Raw genomic sequence first — 24,475 nt, forward strand, 5'->3', positions numbered from 1 at the left:
GGCAGCCGCCCAACGCAACAGGCGTGCCATCTACCCGCCCGTGGCGCGGACCCCCCGATCAGATTGCCGGGGGTCTGGGGGCAGAGCCCCCAGGGGAAGCACCCAACGCAACGTCGCCGCCCGCAAGGCGACCCACCCCGCAAAGCCGCGCACAGCACCCACCCGGAATTGGTCTAAACCTTGACACCGAAACCCACCCCCTGAAACGGTGACTGAACGCCGCCAAGGTCCCCCCATGCCCGTGGAGGATTGGCGTGAAATCAAAACAACTGCAGGCCGCACTAGCGGCGCTGGTGATCGCCGGATCAGGAGTGCTGGTGACCGACACAGCCGAGGCAGCCAAGTCCACCGCCCTGCAAGAGCTGGTCCCCCAACCGGTCCAGGTGCAACCCAGGCCAGAAACCTTCACCCTCTCGGCAACCGCCAAGATCCAACTGGCCACGCCAGACGCCCGCAAGCCAGCAGAACTACTGGCCGGAATCCTCCGCCCCTCCACCGGCTACGCCCTGCCGATCACCGACCAACCAACAGGCGACGGCATAGTCCTGACCACCGGCGCAGACCCGAAAACGGGCCCAGAGGGCTACCAACTGGACGTGACCCCAAAACAGGTGGTCATCCGCGCCAACACCACAGCCGGCCACTTCAACGGCATCTCCACCCTCCGCCAGCTACTCCCCCCAAAGGCAGAGGCGAAGACCAAACAACAGGGCCCGTGGCAGGTCCCAGGCGCCAGCATCCTGGACCACCCCAGGTACCACCACCGAGGCGCCATGCTCGACGTCTCCAGGCACTTCTTCACCCCGGCCCAGGTAAAGCGCTACATAGACCAAATCCAGGCATTCAAGATCAACTACTTCCACCTGCACCTGAGCGATGACCAGGGCTGGCGCCTGGAGATCAAGAGCTGGCCAGAACTCACCAAGATCGGCGGCAGCACAGAGGTAGGCGGCCGCACAGGCAAACTCTTCTACACCCAGGACGAGTACAAGGACCTGGTGAGCTACGCGGCATCCAGGGGAATCACCGTGATCCCGGAGTTCGACATGCCGGGCCACACCAACGCAGCCCAGGCCAGCTACGCCGAACTGAACTGCGACGGCAAGAAGCGCCCGCTCTACACGGGCACCGAGGTCGGCTTCAGCTCCCTCTGCATCAACAAGGACATCACCTACAAGTTCGTGGAAGACGTGATCCGTGAAGTCTCCGCGATCACCCCAGGCCCGTACTTCCACCTGGGCGGCGACGAGGCCCTCTCAACCCCAGACGCCGACTACACCACGTTCATGAACCGAGTCCTCCCGTTGATCAAGAAGTACGGCAAGACCACCACGGGCTGGCACGAGTTCATCAAGACCACCAAGGACACCACGGCAATCCCCCAGTTCTGGGGCACCGAACGAACCGACGCCAACGTGGCCGCAGCAGCCCAACGCGGCAACAAGATCCTCATGTCCCCGGCGAACCGCATCTACCTGGACATGAAGTACAACAAGGACACCAAACTGGGCCTGGACTGGGCAGGCCTGGTGGAGGTCAAGGACGCCTACAGCTGGAACCCCGGCGCGTACCTCAAGGACGTGACGGAAACCAGCATCCGCGGCGTGGAAGCTCCACTGTGGACCGAAACGCTGAAGTCCTCGGCGGACATCGAGTACATGGCGTTCCCGAGGCTCCCGGTAGCCGCGGAACTCGGCTGGTCCCCGGCGAACATCCACAACTGGGACCGCTTCGCCCCACGCCTGGGCGCACAGGCCCCACGCTGGAAGGTCCAGGGCATCAACTTCTACGCGAGCACCCAGGTGCCGTGGAAGAAGTAGTCCACAACCCCGCTCAGAAATACCCCTGCCCACGGTCCGAGTAACTGACCAGCAGGTGCTTCACGCGACGGTAGTCGGCGAGCACAGCCGTGTTCGCCGGGTACGCGTAGTAGTTGTTGACCCACACCCGTTCGGCGCGCAGTTCCTGGCCGACGTTGTGCGCGAGCGCGACGTCGCGGCACCAGATGCCGGCGCCGAGCTGGGCAACAGCCTCGTTGGCGATCTTCAACGCGTCATCGCGGTCGTCGAACCGGGTCACCGACACGACGGGTCCGAGCACGTCATCGCAAAACACGGAAGACCGGTGATCACCCTCGAAGATCGTCGGCTCGACGTAGTGCCCGGAGGCCGACCCACCAGCAACCAGCCGCGCGCCCTCAGCCTTGCCCCGCTCCACGTACGCAAGAACTCGATCGCGTTGCGCAAGACTCACGACAGCGCCGACCATCGTGTCGGTGTCGAGCGGGTCGCCCATTCGCAACGCCTGCGTGCGCACCGTCGCGAGGTGCAGGAACTCCTCGTAGATCGCGGTCTGGATCAACGCGCGCGACGGGGCCGTGGAGATCTCGCCCTGGTTGGCCGCGAACATCGCGAACCCCTCCAGGGCCTTGTCCAGGAAGCTGTCGCGCTGAGCGGAAACATCCGAGAAGAAGATGTTCGGGCAGCGTCCCGCCACCACGGGGTGGTCGTCGGAGCCGGTCACGACGTTGACGACGCCGGGCGGCAGCAGGTCGGCGATCACGCCCAGCAGCACGTGGATCGAGGCCGGCGTCTGCAGGGCGGGCTCCAGCACCACGGCGTTGCCGGCGGCCAACGCGGGCGCGAGCACACGGCAGGCGTTCAACAGCGGGAACGTCCACGAGACGCGTTCGTGCACGACGCCGAGCGGCTGGAACGAGCGGTAGTCGTAGGAGTTGCGGCTGAGCTGCTCGACCTCGCCCACCTCGGCCCGGACGACGGCGGCGAACTGGCGGAACAGCTCGATCAGCATCGGGATGTCGGCGACCATGGCCTCGCGGACCGGCTTGCCGTTGTCCCACGTCTCGGCGACGGCGAGTTCGGTCGCGTGCTCCTCGATGCGGTCCGCGATCTCGCACAGCACGGTGGCGCGCTCTCGGGGCGTGGTGCTCCCCCACGCGCGTGCGGCGCCGCTGGCCGCGTGCAGCGCACGGGCGCGGTCGGCGTCGGTGCCGCGAGCGACCTCGGTGAACACCTCACCGGTCACCGGCGTGACGTTCTCGGCGTAGTCGCCGGCCACGGGCGCCACGTAGTCGCCGCCGATGAAGTGGTCGTACCTCGCTCGGTACGCGACCACGCTGCCGGGCTGACCCGGTGCCGCGTACTGCGTCATTTCTCGACTCCCTGCCAGAAGAGGGCCCACACGTAGGCTGAGGTGGGGGAAATGAGAAAGTAGGCAGCAGAACGTTGCATGCTCGTTGCAAGCCGTGGATGGATCAGTGACCCACGAACCCGGGCAACACGCACTGTTGCTGAGTCGCGTCAGAGAAGCCGTGTTGAGTGGCACTCGCACGGTGAATTCGCCACGCTCAGTGATTTCCGCGTCGTGGCAGCGGTCACTCGCCGCGAACGTCGATCCCGACCTGCACACCGCGCCGACCGTGTTCGCCGCGGACGAGCTTTCCGACCTGCGCAAACGGCATCCGCTGCACCCGACGCTGCCGCTGTTGCGCGAGACGTTGCTGGGCTTCGCGGAAGAGGCCAAGCACATCATGATCGTCGCGGACGCCCAGGGCCACATCCTGTGGTGCGAGGGCTCCAAGGACACCCGCGGCAGCGCCGAGGACGTCGGCCTGGCGGAGGGAACGCTCTGGTCAGAGGGTGCGGCGGGGACGAACGGGATGGGCACCGCACTGGCGGTGAACTCCCCCGTCACGGTCCACTCGGCCGAGCACCTCGTGCGGACCTACCACCACTGGACCTGCGCGGCGAGCCCGATCCGCGACCCCGACACGGGCACCACGATCGGGGTCGTCGACCTCAGTGGCCCGATCGAGACCGTCCATCCCTCGATGGTGGCACTGGTCTCGGCGTCGGCCCGGCTGGCCGAGTCGGAGATGCTCGCGCGGACGCACGCGCAGGACGAGGAGCTGCGGGCGCGCAACATGCGGCACCTGATCGCGTTGCGCGGTGAGCCCGGCGCACTGCTCAGCCCCACCGGCCGGGTCGTCGCCGTCGAGCCGTACGGGCTGCTGCCCCCGCGCGTCGACGTCTCCACGGACCGGGTGAAGCTGCCCGACGGCCGCGAGGCGGTGCTCGAACCGCTCGCCCACGGCTATCTGCTGCGCATTCCACGCCAACGACACGTGCGGCGCAGCGTGCTGTCGCTCTCGTTCCTGCTGCCCGAGCCGAAGGTCGTGCTGGACGGCCGTGAGGTGCCGCTCTCGTTGCGGCACGCGGAGATCCTGTGCGCGCTGGCGTTGCAGGGCAGGGTGACCGCCGACCAGCTCGCGCTGCACCTCTACGGCGAACGCGGCAACCCCACGACCGTGCGCGCCGAACTGCACCGGCTGCGCGCCCAGCTGGGCCCCGACGTGCTCGCGACCAGGCCGTACCGGCTCACGGCCGACGTCGAGACCGACTTCCTGGCGGTGCGGGCCGCGCTCAAGGCCGCCGACCTGCCGCTGGCCGCCAGCAGGTACCGCGGCTCGCTGCTGCGCCGTTCCGAGGCACCCGTCGTGCTGGCCGAACGCGACGACCTCGCGACCAGCGTGCGCAAAGCGGTCCTGCAACGCGGTGACGCGAACGCGCTGTGGACCTTCACCCAGACCGACTCCGGCGAACACGACGTCGAGGCACTGGAACAGCTGGTCAGGCTGCTTCCGCCGGACGACGTCAGGCTCGCCATCGCCACCGCGCGGCTCAGGAGACTCAGTCAGGACGATTGACAAGAGTCTCATGAACTGAATATCTTCCTCACTAAGAGACTTAGTGAGGGGGTTGTCATGCGCGTACTCATCATCGGAGCGGGGACCGGTGGCCTGTGCCTGGCGCACGGGCTGAAGAAGGCCGGCGTGGACGTGGCGTTGTTCGAACGCGACCGCACGCCGCGCAGCATGTTGATCGGCTACCGGGTCGGGATCAGCCCGGACGGCAGCAAGGCGCTGCACAGCTGCCTGCCGCCGGAGGTGTTCGCGGAGTTCGTCCGCACCACCGCACGGGCACCGAAACACATAGTCATGCGCACCGAGAAGTACAAGGAACTGCTGGTGGGCGACATCGCGACGGACCGCGACGACAGCCGCAGCGAGAAGTCGGTCAGCCGGATCGCGATGCGCACGGCGTTGCTCGGCGGCCTGGACGACGTCGTCCGGTTCGACAAGACGTTCACGCGCTTCACCCGCAACGACGACGGCACCGTCACGGCGTTCTTCGACGACGGCACGTCCGAGACCGGTGACGTGCTGGTGGGCGCGGACGGCGCGCAGTCCAGGGTGCGCAGGCAGCACCTGCCGGACGCCAAGGTGGTCGACACCGGCATCACGTCGATCGCGGGCAAGCTGCCGCTGACCGACGAGAACGTCAAGCTGCTGCCCCCGCTGGCCGACGGCGGCATCACGTTGCTGTTCGGGCCGAACGGCGAGTTCGTGATCATCCACGTGATGCGCTTCGACGGTGTGGGCGTCGAGGACGACTACATCATGTGGGGCTACGCGGCCTCGCACCACAAGTTCCCGGACCTGAAGAACATGAGCCAGGCCGAGCTCAAGCAGGCCGTCCTGACCATGACCCCGAAGTTCCACCCGAACCTGCGCAAGCTCTTCGCGCTGGCCACGCCGGAGACCGTGTTCCAGATCAGGGTCCGCACGTCCGAACGGCTGAAGCCGTGGAAGCCGAGCAACGTCACGATGATCGGCGACTCGGTGCACCTCATGACGCCCGGCCGCGGCATCGGCGCGAACACCGCCCTGCGCGACGCGGAACTGTTGTCCCGCAAGCTGATCGAGGCCCACCACGGCAAGAACGTCGTGGAGGCGATCGGCGAGTACGAGCAGGAGATGGTCGAGTACGGGTTCAAGGCCGTCGAAGCGTCGCGCGAGATGATGGACGGCAACAGCATCGTCCACAAGCCGGTGGTCGGACGGGCCGCGGCGGCGTTCCAGCGGACGTTCCTGCGCGTGACCAACGCCGTGCCCGTGCTCAAGCGGAAGATGCTGGCCGAGGACGCGGCGGAGCGTGATCACGTAAGTTCTGACCATGAGGTTGTTCACGCCGGGTGAGGTCGTGGTGCGGCGTGAGGTGCTGCACGGCAAGGTCTGGTCCGAGATGCCGACCAGGGTGATCGTCGACGAGCCGGGGCTGCTCGCGGTGTTCGTGGAGCCGGGTACCCGGCTCACCTACCCCGACCACCACCACCCGCACCCGTGGGACAAGCCGGAACGCGGTTTCTGGCGCGGTCACGGCAAGCTCATGCTGCACCGCCCGCAGGACGCCTACTCCGTCGACCTGTTCTGGAAGGGCGACGACAGGACGTTCGGCAACTACTACCTGAACCTGCAGGCGCCCTACCGCCGAGTCGAGGACGGGTTCGAGACCCTCGACCACGCGCTGGACTACACCCTGGACCCCGACGGCACCTGGGCGCAGCGCGACCTGGACGAGTTCGAGGAGCAGGTCGCCTCCGGCAAGTACTCCGCACAGGAGGCCGAGGAGATCAGGGCCGAGGGGCTCAAGATCGAGAAGATGCTGGCGTCCGGTGAGATCTGGTGGGACACGGCCTGGGCGGCGTGGACGCCTTGAAGGTTCGGCCGCTCACGTTCGACGCACTCGTCGGCGAGATCGTCGACCAGGTGTCGGAGATCGGCGGGCGGGTGCGCGTGCTGATCGACGGCGCACCCGCCGCCGAACCTGGCAGGCTCGCGGACGCCGCCGTGGAACCGTTGCGCGCCCTGGGCCGCGCGGTGCAGCGAGTGTCCCTTGAGGACTTCCTTCGACCGGCTTCCGTACGGCTGGAACACGGCCGCACCGACTCGTACTCCTACCGGCACGACTGGTTCGACTACGGCGGCCTGCAACGCGAGGTCCTCGACCCGGCGATGGACGGCAAAGTGCTGCCGTCGCTGTGGAACGCGGCCACCGACCGGGCCAGCCGCGCCGAGTACGTCGACGTGCCGGAGAACGGTGTCGTGCTCGTCGACGGCACGCTGATGCTCGACCGGTGGCTGCCGGCCGAGCTCACGGTCCACCTGTGGCTCTCCCCCGGCGCTTTGAAACGCAAGACGGCCGAGGAGTGGACGTTGCCCGCGTTCGACGACTACGAGCCGGTGGCCGACCTCTTCGTGCGCTACGACCACCCGGAACGGCCAGGTCTGGTCGAGTCGTGAACCGCTCTCCCCGCCGCGGACATAGGTGGGACGGAGAGGAGGGTCCGTGACCGACGAAGAACTCTGGGGGCAGGTCCGGGCCGGGGTGAGCGAGGCGTTCGGGCAGCTGTTCGAACGTCACGCCCAAGCCGTGTTCGCCTACTGCCTGCGCCGCACCGGCATCTGGGCGGTGGCCGAGGACCTGGTGTCCGTGGTGTTCATGGAGACCTGGCGCAAACGCACGTCCGTGACCGTCGACGAGTCGCTCCTGCCGTGGTTGTACACCGTCGCGTTGGGTGTCACCCGCAATCACCAACGTGCCCGCAAGCGGTACAAAGCCGCACTGGCCAAGGTTCCGCCGCAGCACGCCGACGACGACCACGCCGATGACGTGGCGCGGCGCGTGGACGCGGAGGCAAGGACCAGGACGGTGATCGCGGAGCTGGAGAAGCTGCCCGCCGGGGATCGGGAGGTGCTGGAGATGTCCGCGTGGTCGGACCTGAGTCAGGCGCAGATCGCCAGGGTGCTCGGCATCCCGGTCGGCACGGTGAAGTCCCGACTCGCTCGCGCGCAACGCACCGTGCGTGGCGCACTGGTGGAGGAGGTTCTGTGATCAAGCCAGACATCCCGCAGATGGACCCCATGCGCCTGCAGGTCCGCAAGCACGCGCTCGTGAACGAAATCAGCACGAAGCCGTCCCGTCGCTGGTGGCGGCTGGCCGTGCCGGTGACGGTGCTGACCGCCGCTGTCGTCGTCGGCACCGTGCTGTGGACGCCGACCAACCCGTCCGCCTACGCGTCGTGGACCGCCGAGCCACGCGCGCCCGGACCGGAGGTGGACGGCCTGATCGCGGCCTGCCGGGAGGAGATCGCCCGGCACGACGAGGCCAGACGACGTGACTTCCCGAACTGGCCGGCGGCGCCGGCCGACGTGTCGATCGTCGACCAGCGCGGTGATCTCACGCTGGTGGTGTTCACCGGTCCGCAGAGCGACCAGCAGTGTCTGGGCACCCCGAAGGGGATGGAGATGCAGGGCGGCGGTGGCGATCCCAAGGGACGTCCTCCGCTCGGGCAGGCGAAGTTCAGCCTGGAGGGCCTGCAGCTGTCGAACCCCGAACCCGGCAGGGGAGAACCGCGGCGGACCCTGCTCGGCCGGGTCAGTCCCGACGTCGTGAAGGCGCGGGTGGAGACCGAGGACGGCAGGAAGGTGACCGCGACGCTCGGCAACGGGTGGATGGTCGCCTGGTGGCCGGCGCTCGCGAAGGCGACCTCGGTCACGCTGTACGACGCCGAGGGCGAAGTCGTCGGGACGGCGAGCGCCGAGTTCGAGTAGCCTCGGCGGTATGTGGCGGCCGGAGACCAGGCAGCGAGCGATGCTGATGCTCGCGGTCTTCCTGCCTGCCCTCTACGCCTTCACGTTGTTCTCTTCTCCGACCGAGGTCGTCGCGGCCGTGACCGCGCTCGCCCTCGCGTTGATCGTGGTCGTCGCGCTGGTGCCGCTGTCGGTGGCACCGGCGCGGTCGCTCTCGATCCGCGAACGAGCTCAACGCTCGGCTCAGCTGCGGCTGCGAAACCCTGACGCCGCAGGCAAAGCCCGTCCCCGAGCACCGGGATGCCGGACGTTCTGACACGTCCCGCACACCCAACTCAAGACGGAGAAACAACCCTTGTTCGCTGACCTGGGCGCTGCCCTGGCGGGCTTCGGCATGCCCGCGCTCGCCATCGTTCTGTTCACGATCGTCGTGCGGCTCGCGCTGCACCCCTTCTACCGCGCGGCTGTGCGCGGCGAGAAGGCCAAGGCCAAGCTCGCGCCGGAGATCCAGAAGCTGCAGAAGAAGCACAGCAAGGACCTGATGAAGCTCTCGGAGGAGTCGCAGAAGGTCTACAAGAAGAACGGCGTCTCGATGTTCGCGGGCATGCTGCCGATGCTCGCGACGGTCCCGTTCTTCATGGTCATCTACCAGGTGGTGACGACCCCGAACCCGTTGCTGGACGGCACGTTGTTCGGCATCTCGCTCGGCTCGCACTTCACGACCGGTTTCGCGTGGGTGTTCTTCGTGCTGTTCGGGCTGCTGGCCGTGGTCGCCTATCTGACCGTGAAGTGGCAGCAGTCGCGGATGACCACCACGCCCCAGCCGGGGTTCATGACCGGGCTGGTCAAGGTGCTGCCGTTCGGGACGATCCTGGTGGCCGCGTACCTGCCGCTGGCCGCCGGGTTGTACCTGCTCACCACGACGACGTGGACGATCGCGGAACGGGCGTTGCTCTACCGCATCCTGAGCTGAAGCTGGGCTACGAGCCGGACGAGCGGGTCGTCCAGGTCGAGGTCGATCCGCTTGAGCCGGTACCTCAACGTGTTCGGGTGGACGTGCAGCCGGTCCGCCGCGGCGCGCACGTCGCCCAGCGCGTCGAGGTAGGTCAGCAACGACTTCGCGAGTTCGGGGTCGAGCGCGTCGATCCTCGGATCGCGGATCCGCGGATTGTCCTGGAGCAGAGCCAGGATCTCGCTCACCAGGACCTGCGAGCGGACGTCGGCGAGCGTCGCCACCTCGGCGTCGAGGTCGCGCGCCATCGCGTCCAGCACGCGTTCGGCCTCCTGGCGGGAGATCTGCGCGTCGTCCAGTGTGGACACCGTCGAGCCGACCGCGGCTTGGACCGCCGTGTGCAGGTGACGGCGTGCGGTGGTGACGATTTCCCTTGTCAGGCTCAGGAGTTGGGCGTTCGGGGCGAGGTCCGGCAGCAGGACGTAGGTGCGGCCGCCGGACTCGCTGACCAGGGCGCTGCGCCGGTAGGCCGCCGCGTGCACGGAGATCAGGCCGGTCATCTCGGCGCGACGGAGTTCGTGTTCGCTGCGGTCGCCTTCGGCGCTGCGCACCGCGAACACCACGACGGCGGCGGGTTTCTTCGGGTCGGCGCCGATCTGGCCGGCGACGGTGGCCGCGTCCATCCGGCCGGTGAGCAGGGCGGCGAGGAGGTTCTCGCGGAACCTCGACGTGGGCTGGTTGCGCTGCTGGATCAGGTGCGGGGCTGTGACGCGGGCGGCGCCGAGCAGCGCTCGTTCGGCCTGGTCGGTCAGCGGCTGGTCGCCCTCCTGCACCCAGATCGTGCCGAGCGGCTGGCGCCCGGCATGGATGCCCACGGCGATGCGCTTGCGGATGCCCAGCTCAGGGCGCTCGTCGATGCGGACGACCTCTTCGCCTGACCGCAGCAGGTTGTAGACGCCCCACTCGCGCAGCATCTTCAGGTACGGCTCCGGGCCCTGGCGGCCGAGGATCGAGAGCCGGCGCAGTTCGTCGACCTCGTCGGTCGAGCGGGAGTAGGCGAGCACGCGGCTCGCCGTGTCCTCGATGCTGACGATGCCGCCGGTCAGGGTGGCAATCGTTTGCGCGAGCGCGAACAGGTCGCCGAGAACCTCGCCGTCGTCGGTCGTGGTCGTGAGGACGCTCTTGGCCAGCGACTCCAGGTGACCCCAGCGAACCTCGGGGCGGACCTCCAGCAACGCCACTCCCGCGTCCGTGGCGGTCTGGACGAGGGCCGGGGACGACTCCTTGACGGCGACGGCCGCGGCTTTGGCTCGTCCAGCGGCCCTGATCAGCGGTAATGCTGCCCTGCCCCGTGCCCCGATGAGCAGGGCGAGGTCTCCGGCCGCCACATCCGGTGGGTCGTCCGGATCCATGATCACCACATCGCGCACGTCTACTTCCAGGCCCTGCGGGGCAACCTGCAGTTCGACGAGCGGATCGCCCAGCGCGATGAGAACGTGGCGGAGGCTCGACACTGTTCGATCGTACATCTGACCTGGTGAATATTGGCGGTTCGCACAACTGAGGCCAGGTCGCTCGGACTTACGGTTTGCGTACCGAACAAGCCCATAAGGAGTTGCGAGTGGACGCGGTCACCCAGGTTCCCGCCCCGGTCAACGAGCCGGTCCTGCAGTACGCCCCCGGTACCCCGGAGCGCGCTGAGCTGCAGGCCAAGCTGGTCGAGCTGCAGAAGGAGCCGCTCGAGCTGACGCTGACCATCGGTGGCGAGCAGCGCATGGGTGGCGGTGAGCGTTTCGACGTCGTCCAGCCGCACAACCACCGCTCGGTCCTCGGCACTCTTGCCGGCGCGACGCAGCAGGACACGACCGACGCGCTGCGTGCCGCCCGTGAGGCCGCTCCGGCGTGGCGCGCGATGTCGTTCGACGACCGCGCGGCGATCATCCTGCGCGCCGCCGACCTGCTCGCGGGTCCGTGGCGGCAGACGCTGAACGCCGCCACGATGCTCGGCCAGTCGAAGACCGCGATCCAGGCGGAGATCGACGCGGCCTGCGAGCTGATCGACTTCTGGCGCTTCAACGTGCAGTTCGCCCGCACCCTGCTGGCCGAGCAGCCGATCTCGTCTCCCGGCGTGTGGAACCGCACCGACCACCGCCCGCTCGAGGGCTTCGTCTACGCGATCACGCCGTTCAACTTCACCGCCATCGCCGGCAACCTGCCGACCGCGCCGGCGTTGATGGGCAACGTGGTGCTGTGGAAGCCGTCGCCCACGCAGTCGTTCGCCGCGCACCTCACCATGCGCCTGCTCGAAGAGGCCGGCATGCCGCCCGGCGTCATCAACCTGCTCCCCGGTGACGGTCTCGCGGTGTCCGAGGTGGCGTTGAACTCCCCCGACCTCGCGGGCATCCACTTCACCGGCTCCACGCCGACGTTCCAGAAGCTGTGGGCGCAGGTCGGCGCGAACATCGCCAACTACCGCTCGTACCCGCGCATCGTCGGCGAGACCGGCGGCAAGGACTTCATCCTCGCCCACCCGTCGGCCGACCCCGACGTGCTGCGCGTCGCCCTGATCCGCGGCGCTTTCGAGTACCAGGGCCAGAAGTGCTCCGCCGCGTCGCGCGCCTACGTGCCGCGCTCGGTGTGGAACAAGATCAAGGACCAGTTCCTGTCCGAGGTCGACGCCCTGACCTACGGCGACGTCACCGACTTCTCGAACTTCGGTGGCGCGGTGATCGACCGCCGCTCGTTCGACAAGCTGTCGGGCGTGCTGCAGGCCGCTCGCGCGGACTCCTCGCTGGAGATCGCCGCCGGTGGCACCGCGGACGACAGCGACGGCTTCTTCGTGCGGCCGACCGTGCTGCTCGGGTCCGACCCCACGAACTCCGTGTTCACCACCGAGTTCTTCGGCCCGGTGCTCGCGATCCACGTGTTCGAGGACGCGGACTACCTGACCGTGCTCAAGCAGATGGAGAGCGCGGCGCCCTACGGTCTGACCGGCTCGATCATCTCGCGTGACCGTGCCGCCGTGGCGCACGCGCAGGAGGAGCTGCGGTTCGCCGCCGGCAACTTCTACGTCAACGACAAGCCGACCGGTGCCGTCGTGGGCCAGCAGCCGTTCGGCGGCGGCCGCGCGTCCGGCACGAACGACAAGGCGGGGTCGGTCCACAACCTGCTCCGCTGGGTCAGCCCGCGCTCCATCAAGGAGACCTTCGCGGCGCCCACCTCCCACCTCCACCCGCACCAGGGCTAGATCCGGCCCTTCTGAGTGAGGGGAACGTCCGTGCGCCACAAGTGTTCGGACGTTCCCCTCACCTTTCACACCCTGAGGACGTGAACCATGTTGCGCTCCAGCCTTCTTTTCGCGGCCCGCAACGCGAGCGCCCGCAAGCTCGTCGAGTCGACGCCGCTGACCCGGCCCGTCGTCGAGCGGTTCGTCGCCGGTGCCGACGTCGACTCCGCGATCCGCGCGACCGCCGAGGTGCTCGGTGACGGTCGTCTCGTGACCCTCGACCACCTCGGTGAGGACACCTTCGAGGAGTCGCAGGCCAACGACACCGTCGAGGCGTACCTGACGCTGCTGTCCCGGCTGGAGGCCTTCGGCCTCACCGAGGGCGCCGAGGTGTCGGTCAAGCTGTCCGCCGTCGGGCAGTCGCTGGCGATCGACGGCGAGAAGATCGCGCTGGAGAACGCCCGTCGCATCTGTGCCGCCGCCGCTGTCGTCGGCACGACCGTGACGCTGGACATGGAGGACCACACCACCACGGACTCGACGCTGGGCATCCTCCGCGAGCTGCGGGTGGACTTCCCGTGGGTCGGCGCGGTGTTGCAGGCGTACCTCCACCGCACGGAGCAGGACTGCCGCGACCTCGCGTACTCCGGTTCGCGGGTGCGGCTGTGCAAGGGCGCCTACCAGGAGCCTGCTTCCGTTGCGTTCCAGGACAAGCACGACGTCGACCTGTCGTACGTGCGGTGCCTGAAGGTGCTGATGGAGGGACAGGGCTACCCGATGGTGGCCTCGCACGACCCGCGCCTGATCGCGATCGCCGCCGACCTGGCGTCCGCGCGCTCGAAGGACACCTACGAGTTCCAGATGCTGTACGGCATCCGGCCCGAGGAGCAGCGCCGCATCGCCGCCGAGGGCAACCGCATGCGCGTCTACGTCCCGTACGGCGACGAGTGGTACGGCTACTTCATGCGCCGCCTCGCGGAGCGTCCGGCCAACGTGGCGTTCTTCGTGCGCTCGCTGCTCACGAAGAGCTGAGCTCCGCGGCCGTCTCGAGGGCGAACCGCAACTTCACCGGCTCACCCGCCTCGCGGAAGATCTCAGCCGCGCGGTGGGTGAGCCGAAGTGCTTTCGCCGTCTCGTGCTTCGTCTCCGCGCACAGCCTGCCGTAGATCGTCAGCGCGTCGCCGTAGCCGGCGTGGCGGTCGAGGTCGAGGCCTGCCATGTGCCACAGCACCACGGCCGTGTGCGCGGTGTTGCGCGCTTCTTCTTTCCGTTCCGCGCCACGGAGTCGGCACACGTGCTGCTGGAGGGCCGAGAGGTAGACGGTGGGCGCCGTTCTGGCCTTCAGGGCCTGGCAGACGCCGACCGCGAACTCGGACATCCGCAACGCGCGGACGTGATGCTCCGCTTCGGACAGTGCGCGGGCCGTGTTCTGCAGCGGTGGCGCCAGTTTCGCGCCGAAGAACTCGACGAGCTGCGACGGCAGGCGGTGGCAGAGGTCGAGGCACTCGTCGGCGGTCTGCAACGCCTGCTCGTCCTGATCGTGCAGGAGTTGTTGCTGGACCAGGGACGCGAGGGCGATCACGAGGCCCGCCTGGTTCCAGACCAGGTCTTCGGTAGCCAGTTCCCGGTACACCTCAACGGCTTCCTCGGCCGCGGCGACGTCGCCCACGACCTCGGCGACGTTGAGCAGTGCGGCGCCCAGGCCCTTGCGGTCCCCCGTCTCACGCCAGAGCATCACGGCCTCACGTGCGGTGAGCGCGGCGTCGATGTCGTCGGCCAGTTCGCTCAACGCCTGGCTGCGCTGGGTGAGCGCCTCGGCGAGGTCGGTGCCGAACGTCTCGGGGTTCGCGACGGCGAGCCGGCGGAACAGGTCGATGGCCTCCTTCAACGCCTCGCTGGCGGCCTCCGCCCTGCCCAGGTCGACGAGCATGGTGCCCGCCGCGACGAGGTTGCGGGCGAGTTCCGGTTCGAAGCGCGGGTCCTCCTGGGCGAGCACCCGCCAGTTCGCGATGGAGAGCTGCATCGAGTCGGCGGCGTGCTGCCGGTTGCCCTCGACGTGGAAGCGGCGGGCCATCGCGGCGGCGACCCTGGCGAAGTCGGCGCGGAACAGCGCCGGGTGGTTCTTCGCGAGCTCCTGGAAGAGCAGGGTGGCGCGGCTGATGGCGGTCATCGCGTCCTCGTCGCGGCCGAGCGTCTGGTAGCGGTAGCTGATCTGCTCCAGGGCGGACGCGAGCTGCGGGATGGTCTCCGGGTCGTCCTCCGCGATCTCGCGCCAGAGGTCGATCGCCTCCTCGGAGACGGCGAGCACCTCGTCGCCCCGCTGCGCGTTGATCAGCCGGAGTCCCAGGTCTCCCAACGCGTCCGCGAGCAGCGGGCGGTTCTCCCGGTCCTGCTCCACGAGTTCGCGGTAGCACTCGACCTCGGCCTGCGAGGCCTCGACGGACTCCTGGCGCAGGCCGCACAGCATCGTGCGGGCGCTGAGCATCCCGTACATCTCGGCGCGTTCGAGGACGTCGTCGGCGCGGTCGATCAGCCGGTGGGTGAGGATCGACGGGATCGCGTCGGTGGCGAAGCGCTCGTCGCGGAAGATCTGCCGCGCGATGGTCTCCAGGGTGGCGAACGACCCGATCTCCGCGGCGATGCGGAGGCTGTCGCGGGCCAGGTCGCGCACGATCTCCGGGTTGCCGGTGACGAGCTCGTCGAGTGCGGGCCTGAGGTTCGGCCAGCGCTGGGCGGCACGCGCCAGCAGGTCAGGGTCCGGGGTGCCGGGGGTGGCGACCGCGAGGTAGTCCTCGGCGATGCGACCGGTCTTGCGGCCCTCGTCGCGCTTGAGGAGCTGCCGCACGAGCTGGGTGCGGTTCACGTCGCACGGGTCGCCGTGCACCGCGGTCAGCGCGGCCATGTGCAGGTCGAGGACTGTTTCCCCGGCGATGTTCGGCGGCGGCTCGTCGGGTGCGGTGACGGTGAGGTGCTTGGCGAAGTGCTGGCAGGCCAGCGTGAACGACTCGGCCCGGTCGTCGAGCGTCGCGGCCAGTTCGAGGGCGGTGACCTCGTGGTCGAAGTCCGCGATGCGCTGGCGGGTGGAGGACCACCACCAGCCCGTGGTCCTCGCCGCCAGCAGCACCCGCGTGCGCGCCGGTCCGTGCCGGAGCGTGTCCTGCAGCAGCAGGAAGACGTCCTGCCACCGGAGGCGATCGGCGTCGTCGATCACCAGCAGCCTGCCGTGCGCGTCGTCGTCCCAGAGCTCCTCCTGGAAGTGCTGGAGCAGCCTGGTCTTGCCCGCGCCCGCCGGGGCGTGCAGCAGCAGAGACGCCTGCGGCGCGGGGCTGTCGCGCCACAGCGTGAGTGTGTTCAGCTCGGATTCTCTGCCGTGAAAGGGGACCACCTGATGGGTGGGATCCAGCAATGCGGCGACGCTGAGTGCTCGGTCCACCACTTCATAGTCGGTCGCAGGTCAGGTCAGGGGTAGCAAGACCACACCATCGTGGCCTTTTCCCGTTTTTCCTTCACCCCATCGCCTACTGGCTTGGAGAAGGTCCAACAGCTACGCCCGACGCGCGAGGTGGTGCCGGTAGCTCTCGTACTCGCCGACGAACTTCGTCCGGATGCGGGCGAGCTCCAGGACCTTCGACAGCGTGTCCTTGTGACCGATGAAGTCGGCGCCGGCGTAGTGCGCGCCGCCGAGGCCACCGATGATCCGGGCGCGCAACGGCATCTGCTTGCGGGCGTACTCCTTGCGGAAGAAGCTGCCGGGAGCCATCCGCTGGCGGATCGCGCTCTTCACGTTCTCCGTGACGTCGCGCTCGGCGATCCAGTCGAACTCGGTGACGTCCTGCTGCAGGCTGTTCCGGAACCGCTGGTTGGAGCGGGGGTCGAAGACGTCGATGATCGAGAAGTGGCCGCCGGGCTTGAGGACCCTCGCGACCTCGCGGAAGAACTTCTCGACGTCGGGGTAGTTGTGCGAGCTCTCGACGTTGATGACGAGGTCGAACTCGCCGTCCTCGAACGGCAGGCTCTCCGCGTCGCCCTCGACGTAGGTGAGCCGGTCGCCGCGCGCGAGGATCGCGTTGGCCCTGCGGATGGCCGCGCCGGAGATGTCGAGGCCGACCGCCTGCGCCGGGTCGATCAGGCGGGTGAGGAAGTTGAGGCCCTCGCCCATGCCGCAGCCGACCTCGAGGACCTTGAGGGTCCTGAAGTCGCTGGTCGTGTACGGCAGCCCGCGCAGGGTCTGGAAGTAGAGCTGCTCCGAGAACCCGTCGCTCACGCCCGCGTTGAAGTTCGGGCGCAGGCTGTTGAGCTCGTTCAGCAGTTCGGGGCAGTGCATGCCCCAGTTCCAGAAGTCGCCTGTCCGCGACCACGACGCCACGTCGTCGTAGACGGCCGAGACAGCGCCCTTGAGCTGGGCCGCGTCGGGGATGCCGGCGTTGAGGTCGCGCAGGCCGGTGGCCGCGTTGCCGTTGGTCATGAGAGCTCTCCCAAGGTGAGCGTTCCTTGGTTTGGCACTGTGGCAGCGCTTCCACTAGGGGATGACCTGTGGTTTCTTGCAAACGTTTCCGGTCTTTGGTTCAGCCTGGACTGAAATTGTCAGACCTGACCTGCACAATTTGAGTGTGCTGGTCGCTCTGGTTGTCGACGCCGATGGTGCCGGGCGGTGGCAGAAGCTGCACGACGACGGGACGCCTTCTGGTCCCGTGATGACAGCTTCGTCACCGGCTTCTGCCGTCGCGTCGCTGGAGCGCGCCCACAGGCCGCGCTGGGTGTGGGCGGACACGTCCGAGATCTACCCCGTGCTGCTGGCCGCCGGGGTGCGGGTCGACCGGTGCTGGGACCTGCATCTGACCGAGTCGCTGCTGCTGGGTGCTGAGGGCCGGCATCGCGAGCCGAAGGAGCTGCCCGGCGCGTTGGCGCGAGTGCTCGGGCTGCCCGCTCCTGCCGACGTCGGGCCGCCGAAGAAGGACGACGCGCTGACGTTGTTCGGGCCGGAGCCGGTGGTGCTGCCCGGCGACACGGACGAGCTGGCCGCGTTGTCGATGGTTTTCCGTTCGCAGCAACGGAATCCGGCCTTGGGGTTGCTGATCGCGGCGGAGTCGGCGTCGGCGCTGGTGGCGGCGGAGATGACGTTCCACGGGTTGCCGTGGCGGGAGGACGTGCACACCCGGCTGCTGGAGGAGGTGCTCGGACCTCGCCCGGCGCCCGGTCAGCGGCCGAAGTTGTTGCAGGACCTGGCGGACCAGATCCAGGAGGCGTTCGGCGGCAAGGAGATGAACCCGGACGCGCCGGCCAGCATCGTGCGGGCGTTCGCGCGGGCCGGCGTCGAGGTGCCGTCGGCGCGGCGGTGGGTGCTGAAGAAGGTCGACCACCCCGCCGTCGCACCGCTGCTGGACTACAAGGAGCGGGCACGACTGTGGGTGGCGCACGGCTGGTCGTGGCTCGATGCGTGGGTTTCGGAGGGGCGGTTCCGGCCTGATTACGTCGTCGGTGGCGTGGTTTCCGGGCGTTGGGCGTCGCGGGGCGGGGCGGCGTTGCAGATTCCGCGGTTGATGCGCCAGGCCGTGATCGCGGACGACGGCTGGTGCCTGGTGGCGGCGGACGCGTCGCAGCTCGAACCGCGGATTCTCGCTGCGCTGTCAGGGGATTCGCGGTTGATCGAGGTGTGCACGGACGACGATCTCTACGCGGCGCTGGCGGAAGACTCGTTCAAGGGCGAACGGCCGCGCGCGAAGATCGCGATGCTGTCGGCGATGTACGGCGGCACCTCGGGGGAGGCCGGGCCGCTGCTCGCCGTGCTGCGCAAGAGGTTTCCCGTCGCCGTCGGCTACGTGGAGAGCGCCGCGCGCGCCGGCGAGCAGGGCCGGATGGTGCGCACGAGGCTGGGGCGCACGTCACCCACGCCGTCGGCGGCGTGGCAGGAGCTGACCGGCGGCGCCGACGAGTCGGGTGAGTCGTCGAGCTCGTCGCGGCAGGCGGCGCGCAACTGGGGCCGGTTCACCCGCAACTTCGTGGTCCAGGGCAGCGCGGCGGACTGGACGGCGGCGTTGCTGGGCGTGCTGCGCAGCCGGTTGCCCGCCGACGCGCAGCTGGTGTTCTTCCAGCACGACGAGGTGCTCGTGCACTGCCCGGTCGCCGACGCCGACGCCGTGATCGAGGCGATCGCCGAGGCCGGGCGGGAGGCGACGCGCCTTCTGTTCGGCGACACCGCGGTGCGCTTCCCGATGAACGCGGTGCCCGTGACCTGCTACGCAGACGCGAAATAAGTCCAAACGAGACGCTCGTGTCCTCGTGCGTTCTGCGTCGTTGGTCCGAACGGGCGCTTGTTCTTACACCGTGAGAGCGCTCTCATAAGTGGACTGCACCCGTGACAAGGAGGTCACTCGCGCATGAGGCAACGCCGCCGCATCCTCGCGGCCACGACAGCTCTTATTGCCGCGGTACCCCTGGCGATCGCCGCCATGTCCGCCAACGCTTCGATCCCTCCCCCTGCAGCGGGATGGACGCAGGTGTGGGGTGACGACTTCAACGGTTCCAACGGATCGCTGCCGTCGAGCTCCAACTGGATCATCGACACCGGCCACGGCTACCCCGGCGGACCTGCCAACTGGGGCACCGGGGAGATCCAGAACTACACGAACAGCACCAACAACCTGAAGCTCGACGGCAACGGCAACCTGCGCATCACCGCGTTGAAGGACGGCGCGGGCAACTGGACGTCGTCGCGCATCGAGACCCAGCGCTCCAACTTCAAGCCTCCGGCGGGCGGCAAGCTCGCCATCGAGGGCCGGATCCAGATGCCGAACGTGACCGGCGAGGCCGCTCTGGGCTACTGGCCCGCGTTCTGGACCCTGGGCGCGCCGTACCGCGGCAACTACTGGAACTGGCCGGGCATCGGCGAGTTCGACATCATGGAGAACGTCAACGGCATCAACTCCGTCTGGGGCGTGCTGCACTGCGACGTCGCTCCCGGCGGTGCCTGCGGCGAGTTCACCGGCATCGGCAACTCGCGGGCGTGCCCCGGCTCGTCCTGCCAGTCCGCCTTCCACACCTACCGCTTCGAGTGGGACGACGCCGCGAAGACGTTCACCTGGTTCGTCGACGGCCAGTCGTTCCACCAGGTCACGCAGGCCCGGGTCGGCGTCAACGTGTGGAACGCGATGACGTCGCACGCGGGGCACTTCATCCTGCTCAACCTGGCGATGGGCGGCGCGTTCCCGAACGCGCTGAACAACAACCAGCCGACCCCTGTCGCGGCCACGCAATCCGGGCACTCGATGGTCGTGGACTACGTGGCCGTCTTCTCGGCTGGTGGCGGGACCACCACTCCCCCGACGACCACGACCACCACGTCGAACCCCGGCGGTGGGGGTTCCGCGTACAGCGAGCTGCAGGCGGAGAACGCCTCGGAACGCTCCGGTGGCTCGGTGGCGCCAGGGGATGGTGGTTCCGGCGTTCATCAGATCGCGAACGGCGGCTACCTGAAGTTCTCCGGCGTGAACTTCGGCAACGGCCCCGCGACCCAGTTCCTCGCTCGCGTCGCCTCCGGCGCCGGGAGTGGGGTGAGCGGCCTGGTCGAGGTGCGGCTCGGATCGCGCACGGCGACTCCGGCGGGTTCGTTCGCGGTCGGCAACACCGGTGGGTGGGATGCGTGGAGAACGATCCCCGCGAACATCTCGAACATCTCCGGCACGCACGACGTGTACGTGACGTTCACGAGCGGCCAGCCGGCGGCTTACGTGAGCGTGAACTGGGTGAAGTTCGGCCTCTGACCCCCTGAGCGAAGGGACCGGTTCGTCCGCTAGAATGTCATCCGTACGACACGGATGATTAGCTCAGCGGGAGAGCACTACCTTGACACGGTAGGGGTCACTGGTTCAATCCCAGTATCGTCCACTTGAGAGAAGGGCCCGTCTGCCGACGGGCCCTTCTTCTTGTTCTAGCCCAGGTTGTCGCCGTGGGTCAGCGTCTCCCACGACACGAACAGGTTGTTGGTGCCGAGCGGGCGGCGCTGGGTCGTCCACGTCTCGGTGTTGGGCATCGGGTTGCCGAGCCGGTTGTGCATGGCGTTGTAGCCGACCTCGGTGATCGGGCCGAGGCCGCGTTTGACCGCTCCCCCGCACAGCCACGACGGCGGGCCGTTCAGTTCGTAGGTGGCCTGGAAGCCCAGTGCCTCACGCAGGCGCGTGCCGACCTCGGGGTAGAGGTCGACACCCTGGATGCGGGAGGTCTCGGCCACGTGCGAGATCGCGGACAGGCCGTATCCCGTGTGGACGAAGTCGCGGCAGGTCTCCTGGGTGAGGCCGTTCACGAACGTCGACTGGTCGTGCCAGAAGCCGATGATCTTCTCGCGGGTGTTGAGGTTGTTGCTGGGCACGGTTTTCGGCAGCGCGCCGTCCGACGTGAGGTAGATGAACGCGGGGACCCTCGCGCGGTAGAGGCTGATGCCGCGGTCGTAGATGGCCTTGTCGTCCAGGAACACGCCGATGCCGACGATGGCCTCGGCGATGCTGAGCTCCCAGTTGCCCGTGCGGGGGTCGCTGCCCTGGATCTCGTTGTAGTAGACGTTGCGCAGCATCGTGCCGAACCTGCCCGCGTTGGGCCAGGTCCCGTAGACGTGCTTGATGATCTCCGCGGCGCGCGGCCAGCTCGACGCCGACCACGCCGTCTGCAGGTGGGCGTTGTCGTGGGTGTGATCGCGGATCGTGGCGGACCAGGCGTCCATGATCTGGATGGCCTTGGTGGCGTACCTGGCGTCGCGCGTCACGTACCAGGCCAGTGCGTGGGTGTAGGCGGCGATGGCGTCTTCGCGTTCGTCGGTGCAGCCGTTGTTGGGGTTGGACACCGGGCCGCACTCGACCACCGCGCGTGGGTGCGGCGTGTACGACAGGGACGCGTACCGGGAGCCCATCATCGCGTCGTAGGCCCGCTTTTGCGGTTGGGTGCCGGCGTTGACGCGGGTGCGCATGACGTCCAGCTGACCCTTGCTCACGAGCACGCCGGGGTGGGTGAACGTGGGCGGGGCGGCCTGGGCCGACGGCGCTCCGGTCAGCAGGAGCAACGCCGCTGTCGCTGCCGCCAAGGCTTTGTGCAGGGGTTTGCCTCGCATGAAGTTGTCCTTTGGTCGTCTCCTCGTGGGGTGTGGCGACGGGAGTTTTGTTCTTGCCTACCACGGATGACAACGTTTGCAGGGACCGGAAACAGGTCCGGTCCTCTTGCGGAGCTGAGACAATGGACCGGTGTACGCCGAACGTCCTGCTCCCGCGGGTCTGGCCTGCCTCTGGACGCGGACGGTGTCTTCGCCGACCGTGCAGCGGGTGGTGCCGGACGGCTGCACCGACCTGATGTGGGCGCCCGCCACCGGCGCGTTGTTCGTGGCCGGTCCGGACGCTTCGGCTCAGCTCGCCGTGGTCGCTCCCGGGACGTTGTACGGGGTGAGGTTGCCGCCGGGAGCGTTTCCGTCGGTGTTCGGGGTGCCCGCGCACGCCGTCCGGGATCTGCGGGTGCCGTTGTCCGACCTGGTGCCTGCCGCGCGGCTCTCGTCGTTCTCCGAGATGGTGGCGTTCTGCGCTTCGCGGGTGGTCGTGGATCCGGCGGTGGCCGCGACGGCCTCGTTGCTGCGTTCCGTGGACGTGGCGTCGGCGGCGTGGGAGATCGGGCTGAGCTCACGTCAGCTGCGGCGGCGGTGCCTGGACGCGTTCGGGTATCCGCCCAAGGTGTTGCAGCGGGTGCTGCGGTTCGACGCGGCCCTTCGGCTGGCCTGGAGCGGGGTGCCGTTCGCCGCCGTCGCCTTCGAGGCCGGCTACGCGGACCAGGCTCACCTGGCCCGCGAGGTGCGTGCGCTGGCCGGAGTGCCGTTGGGTCAGCTGATCCGGCCGTAGCGGCGCAGGGTCAGCAGTGCGTCGACCGTGGCGATGGAACGCCATTCGAAGTCGACGATCGGGGTGAAGGCGGGGAAGCCGAAGTTCCAGCCGCCGTCCTCCTGCTGGCCCCGTTCGAGTTCGTCGAGGTCTTCGGCCAGTTCCTTCTCGGTGAACCAGCCGCAGGCGAGGCTGGTGGGCTTCTGCGCGTAGGTGTGCGGCTCGAGCGCTTCGCCGTCCGCGTATCCCTCGGTGCTCGGCTGGAGGTGCTTGAGCTTCTCCGCCGCGAGCTCGGCACGGGCCCGGTCCGGCACCTCGTCCAGGAACATCGCCGCAGCTCGCAGCTCGTACGGGTGGGTCTGCTCGAGCTTCTCGATCTCCTGCCAGCAGTAGTCCGTGGCCTTGTCGAGCCACGGGTGGGTCGTGCCGAGCGCGTGGAGGGCGGCGGCGATCTGGGCGGTCAGGAGGAGTCCGCCCTGGTCGTCGGCGGCGACCCAGGGTGCCTTGGGGTGGTCCTTCGAGGTGGACATGCCGAACGGGACACTTCCGTCCGGGCAGGTGTCGGTGAGCCAGCGCAGGATCGATTCGGCCTGCTCCGGGGCGTTGACCTCGACGAACACCTGAAGCGCGCGCAGGGCGTGCAGCGGCTGGCTGGTGGGACCGCGGTGGTCGGGTTCGAGGCCGTACCCGTAGCCGCCGTCGTCGTTGCGGTAGGCCAGCACGGCGCTGACCACGTGCTCGGCGCTTCCGCCGGCGAAAGCGTGTTCGAACCAGCGCTGTTCCAGCGTGCGGGCGTTGAGCCAGAGGAAGTTCCTCGCCTGTTCGATCATGCCTCGAACCTATGCCGGTCACCGTGTGCGGTCTTGAACGAATCGGCCATGTGACCTGATCAGCTGATCCGTTCGACTCCGCGGGGAACCGGTCCTATGCGAAAATCCTCTAACAGGGGTGTGGAGTTCTGAGGGGAGCTGGCCAGGATGCTGATGTTCGACGCACTCGTACCCGTGAGCACTTCCGGGGCCGTCGGCAAGGGTGTCGGCGCCGCCATGGGTGCCGCGGCGGGAGCAGCCGCTGGTGCGGGCGGTGGCGGAGTCGCGAAGTTCAGCGTCGATCCTGACCAGGCGCAGAAGATGATCGACGGCCTGAAGAAGGCGATCGAGAAGCTGATCGATCTCAGGGACAAGTCCGACGAGATCCAGAACTCGGGTGCTCCTGGGCCGGACCCCTACAGCGGCTATGCGACGCTCGCGATGCGCAAGACTGCGGGTGCCGAGCCTGGCGGGTATCTGTGGGCGAACCAGGAAGCGCAGAAAGCGCTGGAACAGACCGTCAAGAACATCGAGAAGGCTCTTGCCGAGTACAAAGCCACCGACGACGCGGCGCAGTCCGCGATGAAGGGCTGACACGATCTTGAAGCGCATGACCGCCCTGCTCACCGCTGTGCTCGCGTTCGGCGCCCTGGCGGGGTGCACGACCTCCCAGACCGGCGGCAATCCGACGACGGCGCAGCCGACCGGCACCGGGCAGACGAGCAGCGAGCCCACGAGCGATGGGTCCGGCGCCGGACTCAGCATCGCCAAGTACGTGAGCAACCCGTGCAGCATCCTCACCGCGAGCCAGGTGACGACGCTCGGTTCTGTGCGAGCTCCAGAGCCCGGCACCGGCGAACTCGGCCCCAACTGCGTGTGGAGGGGCCAGGACGTCATCAAGAACTCGAAGTACACGGTGCACGTGACCGAGAACAAGTCCTTCGAGGACATGGTCAACAACGTCAAGACCAACCCTGTCTTCACCGACAAGAAGATCGACGGCGTGCGGCTCTACTCGACGAGTCAGACCGACGCGTCGACCGGTTGCCTGACCACGCTGCAGGCCGGGAAGACCGACTCGATCACCATTCAGGTCGCCACCGCCGCAGACGAGCGCGCGACCAAGCCCGCCTGCACGGAGTCCGAGCGGGTCGCACAGCTGATCATCACAAACCTGAAGGGGTAGCG

Annotated in this window: 22 protein-coding genes and 1 tRNA gene; 17 read left to right on the plus strand and 6 right to left on the minus strand. The window is 68.3% G+C overall.

From position 1 onward, the window contains the following. Window positions 1-254 precede the first annotated feature (254 nt). Window positions 255-1,820: a beta-N-acetylhexosaminidase gene (locus ACIQF0_RS32650; RefSeq protein WP_401035939.1), complete on the plus strand. Its 1,566-nt coding sequence runs from the start codon at window positions 255-257 to the stop codon at window positions 1,818-1,820. Window positions 1,821-1,833: 13 nt separating this feature from the next. Here ACIQF0_RS32650 and ACIQF0_RS32655 read toward each other — a convergent pair whose 3' ends face one another. Then, window positions 1,834-3,171: an aldehyde dehydrogenase family protein gene (locus ACIQF0_RS32655; protein ID WP_401035942.1), complete on the minus strand. Its 1,338-nt coding sequence runs from the start codon at window positions 3,169-3,171 to the stop codon at window positions 1,834-1,836. A gap of 199 nt (window positions 3,172-3,370) precedes the next feature. Between ACIQF0_RS32655 and ACIQF0_RS32660 the strand changes: the two genes are divergently transcribed. Genes ACIQF0_RS32660 through ACIQF0_RS32695 form a run of 8 tightly spaced genes read left to right on the plus strand, consistent with a single transcriptional unit; the run spans window position 3,371 to window position 9,425 of the window. Beyond that, window positions 3,371-4,726 (plus strand): GAF domain-containing protein, encoded by a 1,356-nt coding sequence (locus ACIQF0_RS32660; protein WP_401035945.1) that lies wholly within the window; start codon window positions 3,371-3,373, stop codon window positions 4,724-4,726. A gap of 57 nt (window positions 4,727-4,783) precedes the next feature. Next, window positions 4,784-6,058 carry an FAD-dependent oxidoreductase gene (locus ACIQF0_RS32665; protein WP_401035948.1) on the plus strand — a complete coding sequence of 425 codons (1,275 nt, stop codon included), beginning with the start codon at window positions 4,784-4,786 and terminating at the stop codon, window positions 6,056-6,058. Then, window positions 6,036-6,578, plus strand: a complete 543-nt coding sequence (locus ACIQF0_RS32670) for a DUF402 domain-containing protein (protein WP_360048360.1) — start codon at window positions 6,036-6,038, stop codon at window positions 6,576-6,578. Before ACIQF0_RS32665 ends, ACIQF0_RS32670 begins: the two co-directional genes overlap by 23 nt. Further along, window positions 6,545-7,162, plus strand: a complete 618-nt coding sequence (locus ACIQF0_RS32675) for a uridine kinase (RefSeq protein WP_401035950.1) — start codon at window positions 6,545-6,547, stop codon at window positions 7,160-7,162. Before ACIQF0_RS32670 ends, ACIQF0_RS32675 begins: the two co-directional genes overlap by 34 nt. A 46-nt stretch (window positions 7,163-7,208) precedes the next feature. Then, window positions 7,209-7,754 carry an RNA polymerase sigma factor gene (locus ACIQF0_RS32680; protein ID WP_401035952.1) on the plus strand — a complete coding sequence of 182 codons (546 nt, stop codon included), beginning with the start codon at window positions 7,209-7,211 and terminating at the stop codon, window positions 7,752-7,754. Continuing rightward, on the plus strand, window positions 7,751-8,473 hold the full coding sequence (locus ACIQF0_RS32685; protein WP_401035955.1) for a hypothetical protein: 723 nt from the start codon (window positions 7,751-7,753) through the stop codon (window positions 8,471-8,473). Before ACIQF0_RS32680 ends, ACIQF0_RS32685 begins: the two co-directional genes overlap by 4 nt. 10 nt (window positions 8,474-8,483) lie before the next feature. Then, window positions 8,484-8,768 carry a DUF6412 domain-containing protein gene (locus ACIQF0_RS32690; RefSeq protein ID WP_360048366.1) on the plus strand — a complete coding sequence of 95 codons (285 nt, stop codon included), beginning with the start codon at window positions 8,484-8,486 and terminating at the stop codon, window positions 8,766-8,768. A gap of 39 nt (window positions 8,769-8,807) precedes the next feature. Next, a complete protein-coding gene (locus ACIQF0_RS32695; protein WP_401035957.1) occupies window positions 8,808-9,425 on the plus strand; it encodes a YidC/Oxa1 family membrane protein insertase in 618 nt (205 codons plus the stop codon). On the opposite strand, the gene ACIQF0_RS32700 is transcribed toward ACIQF0_RS32695, so the two are convergent. Beyond that, a complete protein-coding gene (locus ACIQF0_RS32700; RefSeq protein WP_401035960.1) occupies window positions 9,407-10,933 on the minus strand; it encodes a PucR family transcriptional regulator in 1,527 nt (508 codons plus the stop codon). The genes ACIQF0_RS32695 and ACIQF0_RS32700 overlap by 19 nt on opposite strands. 92 nt (window positions 10,934-11,025) lie before the next feature. On the opposite strand from ACIQF0_RS32700, the gene pruA reads away from it, so the two are divergent. Together pruA and ACIQF0_RS32710 are read left to right on the plus strand one after the other, a co-directional pair. Then, window positions 11,026-12,651 (plus strand): L-glutamate gamma-semialdehyde dehydrogenase, encoded by a 1,626-nt coding sequence (gene pruA / locus ACIQF0_RS32705; RefSeq protein ID WP_401035963.1) that lies wholly within the window; start codon window positions 11,026-11,028, stop codon window positions 12,649-12,651. An 87-nt stretch (window positions 12,652-12,738) separates the two neighbouring features. Further along, the gene (locus ACIQF0_RS32710; protein ID WP_360048373.1) at window positions 12,739-13,662 is read left to right on the plus strand and encodes a proline dehydrogenase family protein; all 924 of its coding nucleotides are present in this window, start codon (window positions 12,739-12,741) and stop codon (window positions 13,660-13,662) included. Here ACIQF0_RS32710 and ACIQF0_RS32715 read toward each other — a convergent pair. Together ACIQF0_RS32715 and ACIQF0_RS32720 are read right to left on the minus strand one after the other, a co-directional pair. Then, window positions 13,649-16,063, minus strand: a complete 2,415-nt coding sequence (locus ACIQF0_RS32715) for a hypothetical protein (RefSeq protein ID WP_401035966.1) — start codon at window positions 16,061-16,063, stop codon at window positions 13,649-13,651. The genes ACIQF0_RS32710 and ACIQF0_RS32715 overlap by 14 nt on opposite strands. Window positions 16,064-16,174: 111 nt before the next feature. Continuing rightward, window positions 16,175-17,095 (minus strand): class I SAM-dependent methyltransferase, encoded by a 921-nt coding sequence (locus ACIQF0_RS32720; protein WP_401035968.1) that lies wholly within the window; start codon window positions 17,093-17,095, stop codon window positions 16,175-16,177. Window positions 17,096-17,240: 145 nt separating this feature from the next. On the opposite strand from ACIQF0_RS32720, the gene ACIQF0_RS32725 reads away from it, so the two are divergent. The 3 genes from ACIQF0_RS32725 (at window position 17,241) to ACIQF0_RS32735 (ending at window position 20,514) form a co-directional block, all read left to right on the plus strand. After that, window positions 17,241-18,884, plus strand: a complete 1,644-nt coding sequence (locus ACIQF0_RS32725; RefSeq protein ID WP_401035971.1) for a bifunctional 3'-5' exonuclease/DNA polymerase — start codon at window positions 17,241-17,243, stop codon at window positions 18,882-18,884. A 123-nt stretch (window positions 18,885-19,007) separates the two neighbouring features. Further along, window positions 19,008-20,390, plus strand: a complete 1,383-nt coding sequence (locus tag ACIQF0_RS32730; RefSeq protein WP_401035973.1) for a carbohydrate-binding protein — start codon at window positions 19,008-19,010, stop codon at window positions 20,388-20,390. Window positions 20,391-20,442: 52 nt separating this feature from the next. Further along, a tRNA-Val gene (locus tag ACIQF0_RS32735) sits at window positions 20,443-20,514 on the plus strand. Between the two features lie 43 nt (window positions 20,515-20,557). Here the strand turns inward: ACIQF0_RS32735 and ACIQF0_RS32740 are convergent. Further along, window positions 20,558-21,727, minus strand: a complete 1,170-nt coding sequence (locus ACIQF0_RS32740; protein WP_401035976.1) for an alginate lyase family protein — start codon at window positions 21,725-21,727, stop codon at window positions 20,558-20,560. 130 nt (window positions 21,728-21,857) lie between these two features. Between ACIQF0_RS32740 and ACIQF0_RS32745 the strand changes: the two genes are divergently transcribed. Further along, on the plus strand, window positions 21,858-22,499 hold the full coding sequence (locus ACIQF0_RS32745) for a helix-turn-helix domain-containing protein (RefSeq protein ID WP_401035979.1): 642 nt from the start codon (window positions 21,858-21,860) through the stop codon (window positions 22,497-22,499). On the opposite strand, the gene ACIQF0_RS32750 is transcribed toward ACIQF0_RS32745, so the two are convergent. Then, the gene (locus ACIQF0_RS32750; RefSeq protein WP_401035981.1) at window positions 22,481-23,308 is read right to left on the minus strand and encodes a hypothetical protein; all 828 of its coding nucleotides are present in this window, start codon (window positions 23,306-23,308) and stop codon (window positions 22,481-22,483) included. The two genes, ACIQF0_RS32745 and ACIQF0_RS32750, sit on opposite strands and share 19 nt — an antisense overlap. A 147-nt stretch (window positions 23,309-23,455) precedes the next feature. Between ACIQF0_RS32750 and ACIQF0_RS32755 the strand changes: the two genes are divergently transcribed. Next, a complete protein-coding gene (locus tag ACIQF0_RS32755) occupies window positions 23,456-23,881 on the plus strand; it encodes a hypothetical protein (RefSeq protein ID WP_401035984.1) in 426 nt (141 codons plus the stop codon). Window positions 23,882-23,897: 16 nt separating this feature from the next. Next, complete coding sequence (locus tag ACIQF0_RS32760) at window positions 23,898-24,473, plus strand: DUF3558 domain-containing protein (protein ID WP_401035987.1); 576 nt, start codon at window positions 23,898-23,900, stop codon at window positions 24,471-24,473. The last annotated feature ends 2 nt before the right edge of the window (window positions 24,474-24,475 follow it).

This window comes from Lentzea sp. NPDC092896 (genome assembly GCF_044754905.1).
GTDB lineage: Bacteria > Actinomycetota > Actinomycetes > Mycobacteriales > Pseudonocardiaceae > Lentzea.

Bases quoted from the DNA above. Each gene is read 5' to 3' on its own strand.
- ACIQF0_RS32750 (WP_401035981.1), bottom strand. From the start codon at position 23,308: ATGATCGAACAGGCGAGGAACTTCCTCTGGCTCAACGCCCGCACGCTG.
- ACIQF0_RS32655 (WP_401035942.1), bottom strand. From the start codon at position 3,171: ATGACGCAGTACGCGGCACCGGGTCAGCCCGGCAGCGTGGTCGCGTAC.
- ACIQF0_RS32700 (WP_401035960.1), bottom strand. From the start codon at position 10,933: ATGTACGATCGAACAGTGTCGAGCCTCCGCCACGTTCTCATCGCGCTG.
- ACIQF0_RS32665 (WP_401035948.1), top strand. From the start codon at position 4,784: ATGCGCGTACTCATCATCGGAGCGGGGACCGGTGGCCTGTGCCTGGCG.
- ACIQF0_RS32720 (WP_401035968.1), bottom strand. From the start codon at position 17,095: ATGACCAACGGCAACGCGGCCACCGGCCTGCGCGACCTCAACGCCGGC.
- ACIQF0_RS32755 (WP_401035984.1), top strand. From the start codon at position 23,456: ATGCTGATGTTCGACGCACTCGTACCCGTGAGCACTTCCGGGGCCGTC.
- ACIQF0_RS32730 (WP_401035973.1), top strand. From the start codon at position 19,008: ATGAGGCAACGCCGCCGCATCCTCGCGGCCACGACAGCTCTTATTGCC.
- ACIQF0_RS32670 (WP_360048360.1), top strand. From the start codon at position 6,036: ATGAGGTTGTTCACGCCGGGTGAGGTCGTGGTGCGGCGTGAGGTGCTG.
- ACIQF0_RS32760 (WP_401035987.1), top strand. From the start codon at position 23,898: ATGACCGCCCTGCTCACCGCTGTGCTCGCGTTCGGCGCCCTGGCGGGG.
- ACIQF0_RS32710 (WP_360048373.1), top strand. From the start codon at position 12,739: ATGTTGCGCTCCAGCCTTCTTTTCGCGGCCCGCAACGCGAGCGCCCGC.
- ACIQF0_RS32690 (WP_360048366.1), top strand. From the start codon at position 8,484: ATGTGGCGGCCGGAGACCAGGCAGCGAGCGATGCTGATGCTCGCGGTC.
- ACIQF0_RS32740 (WP_401035976.1), bottom strand. From the start codon at position 21,727: ATGCGAGGCAAACCCCTGCACAAAGCCTTGGCGGCAGCGACAGCGGCG.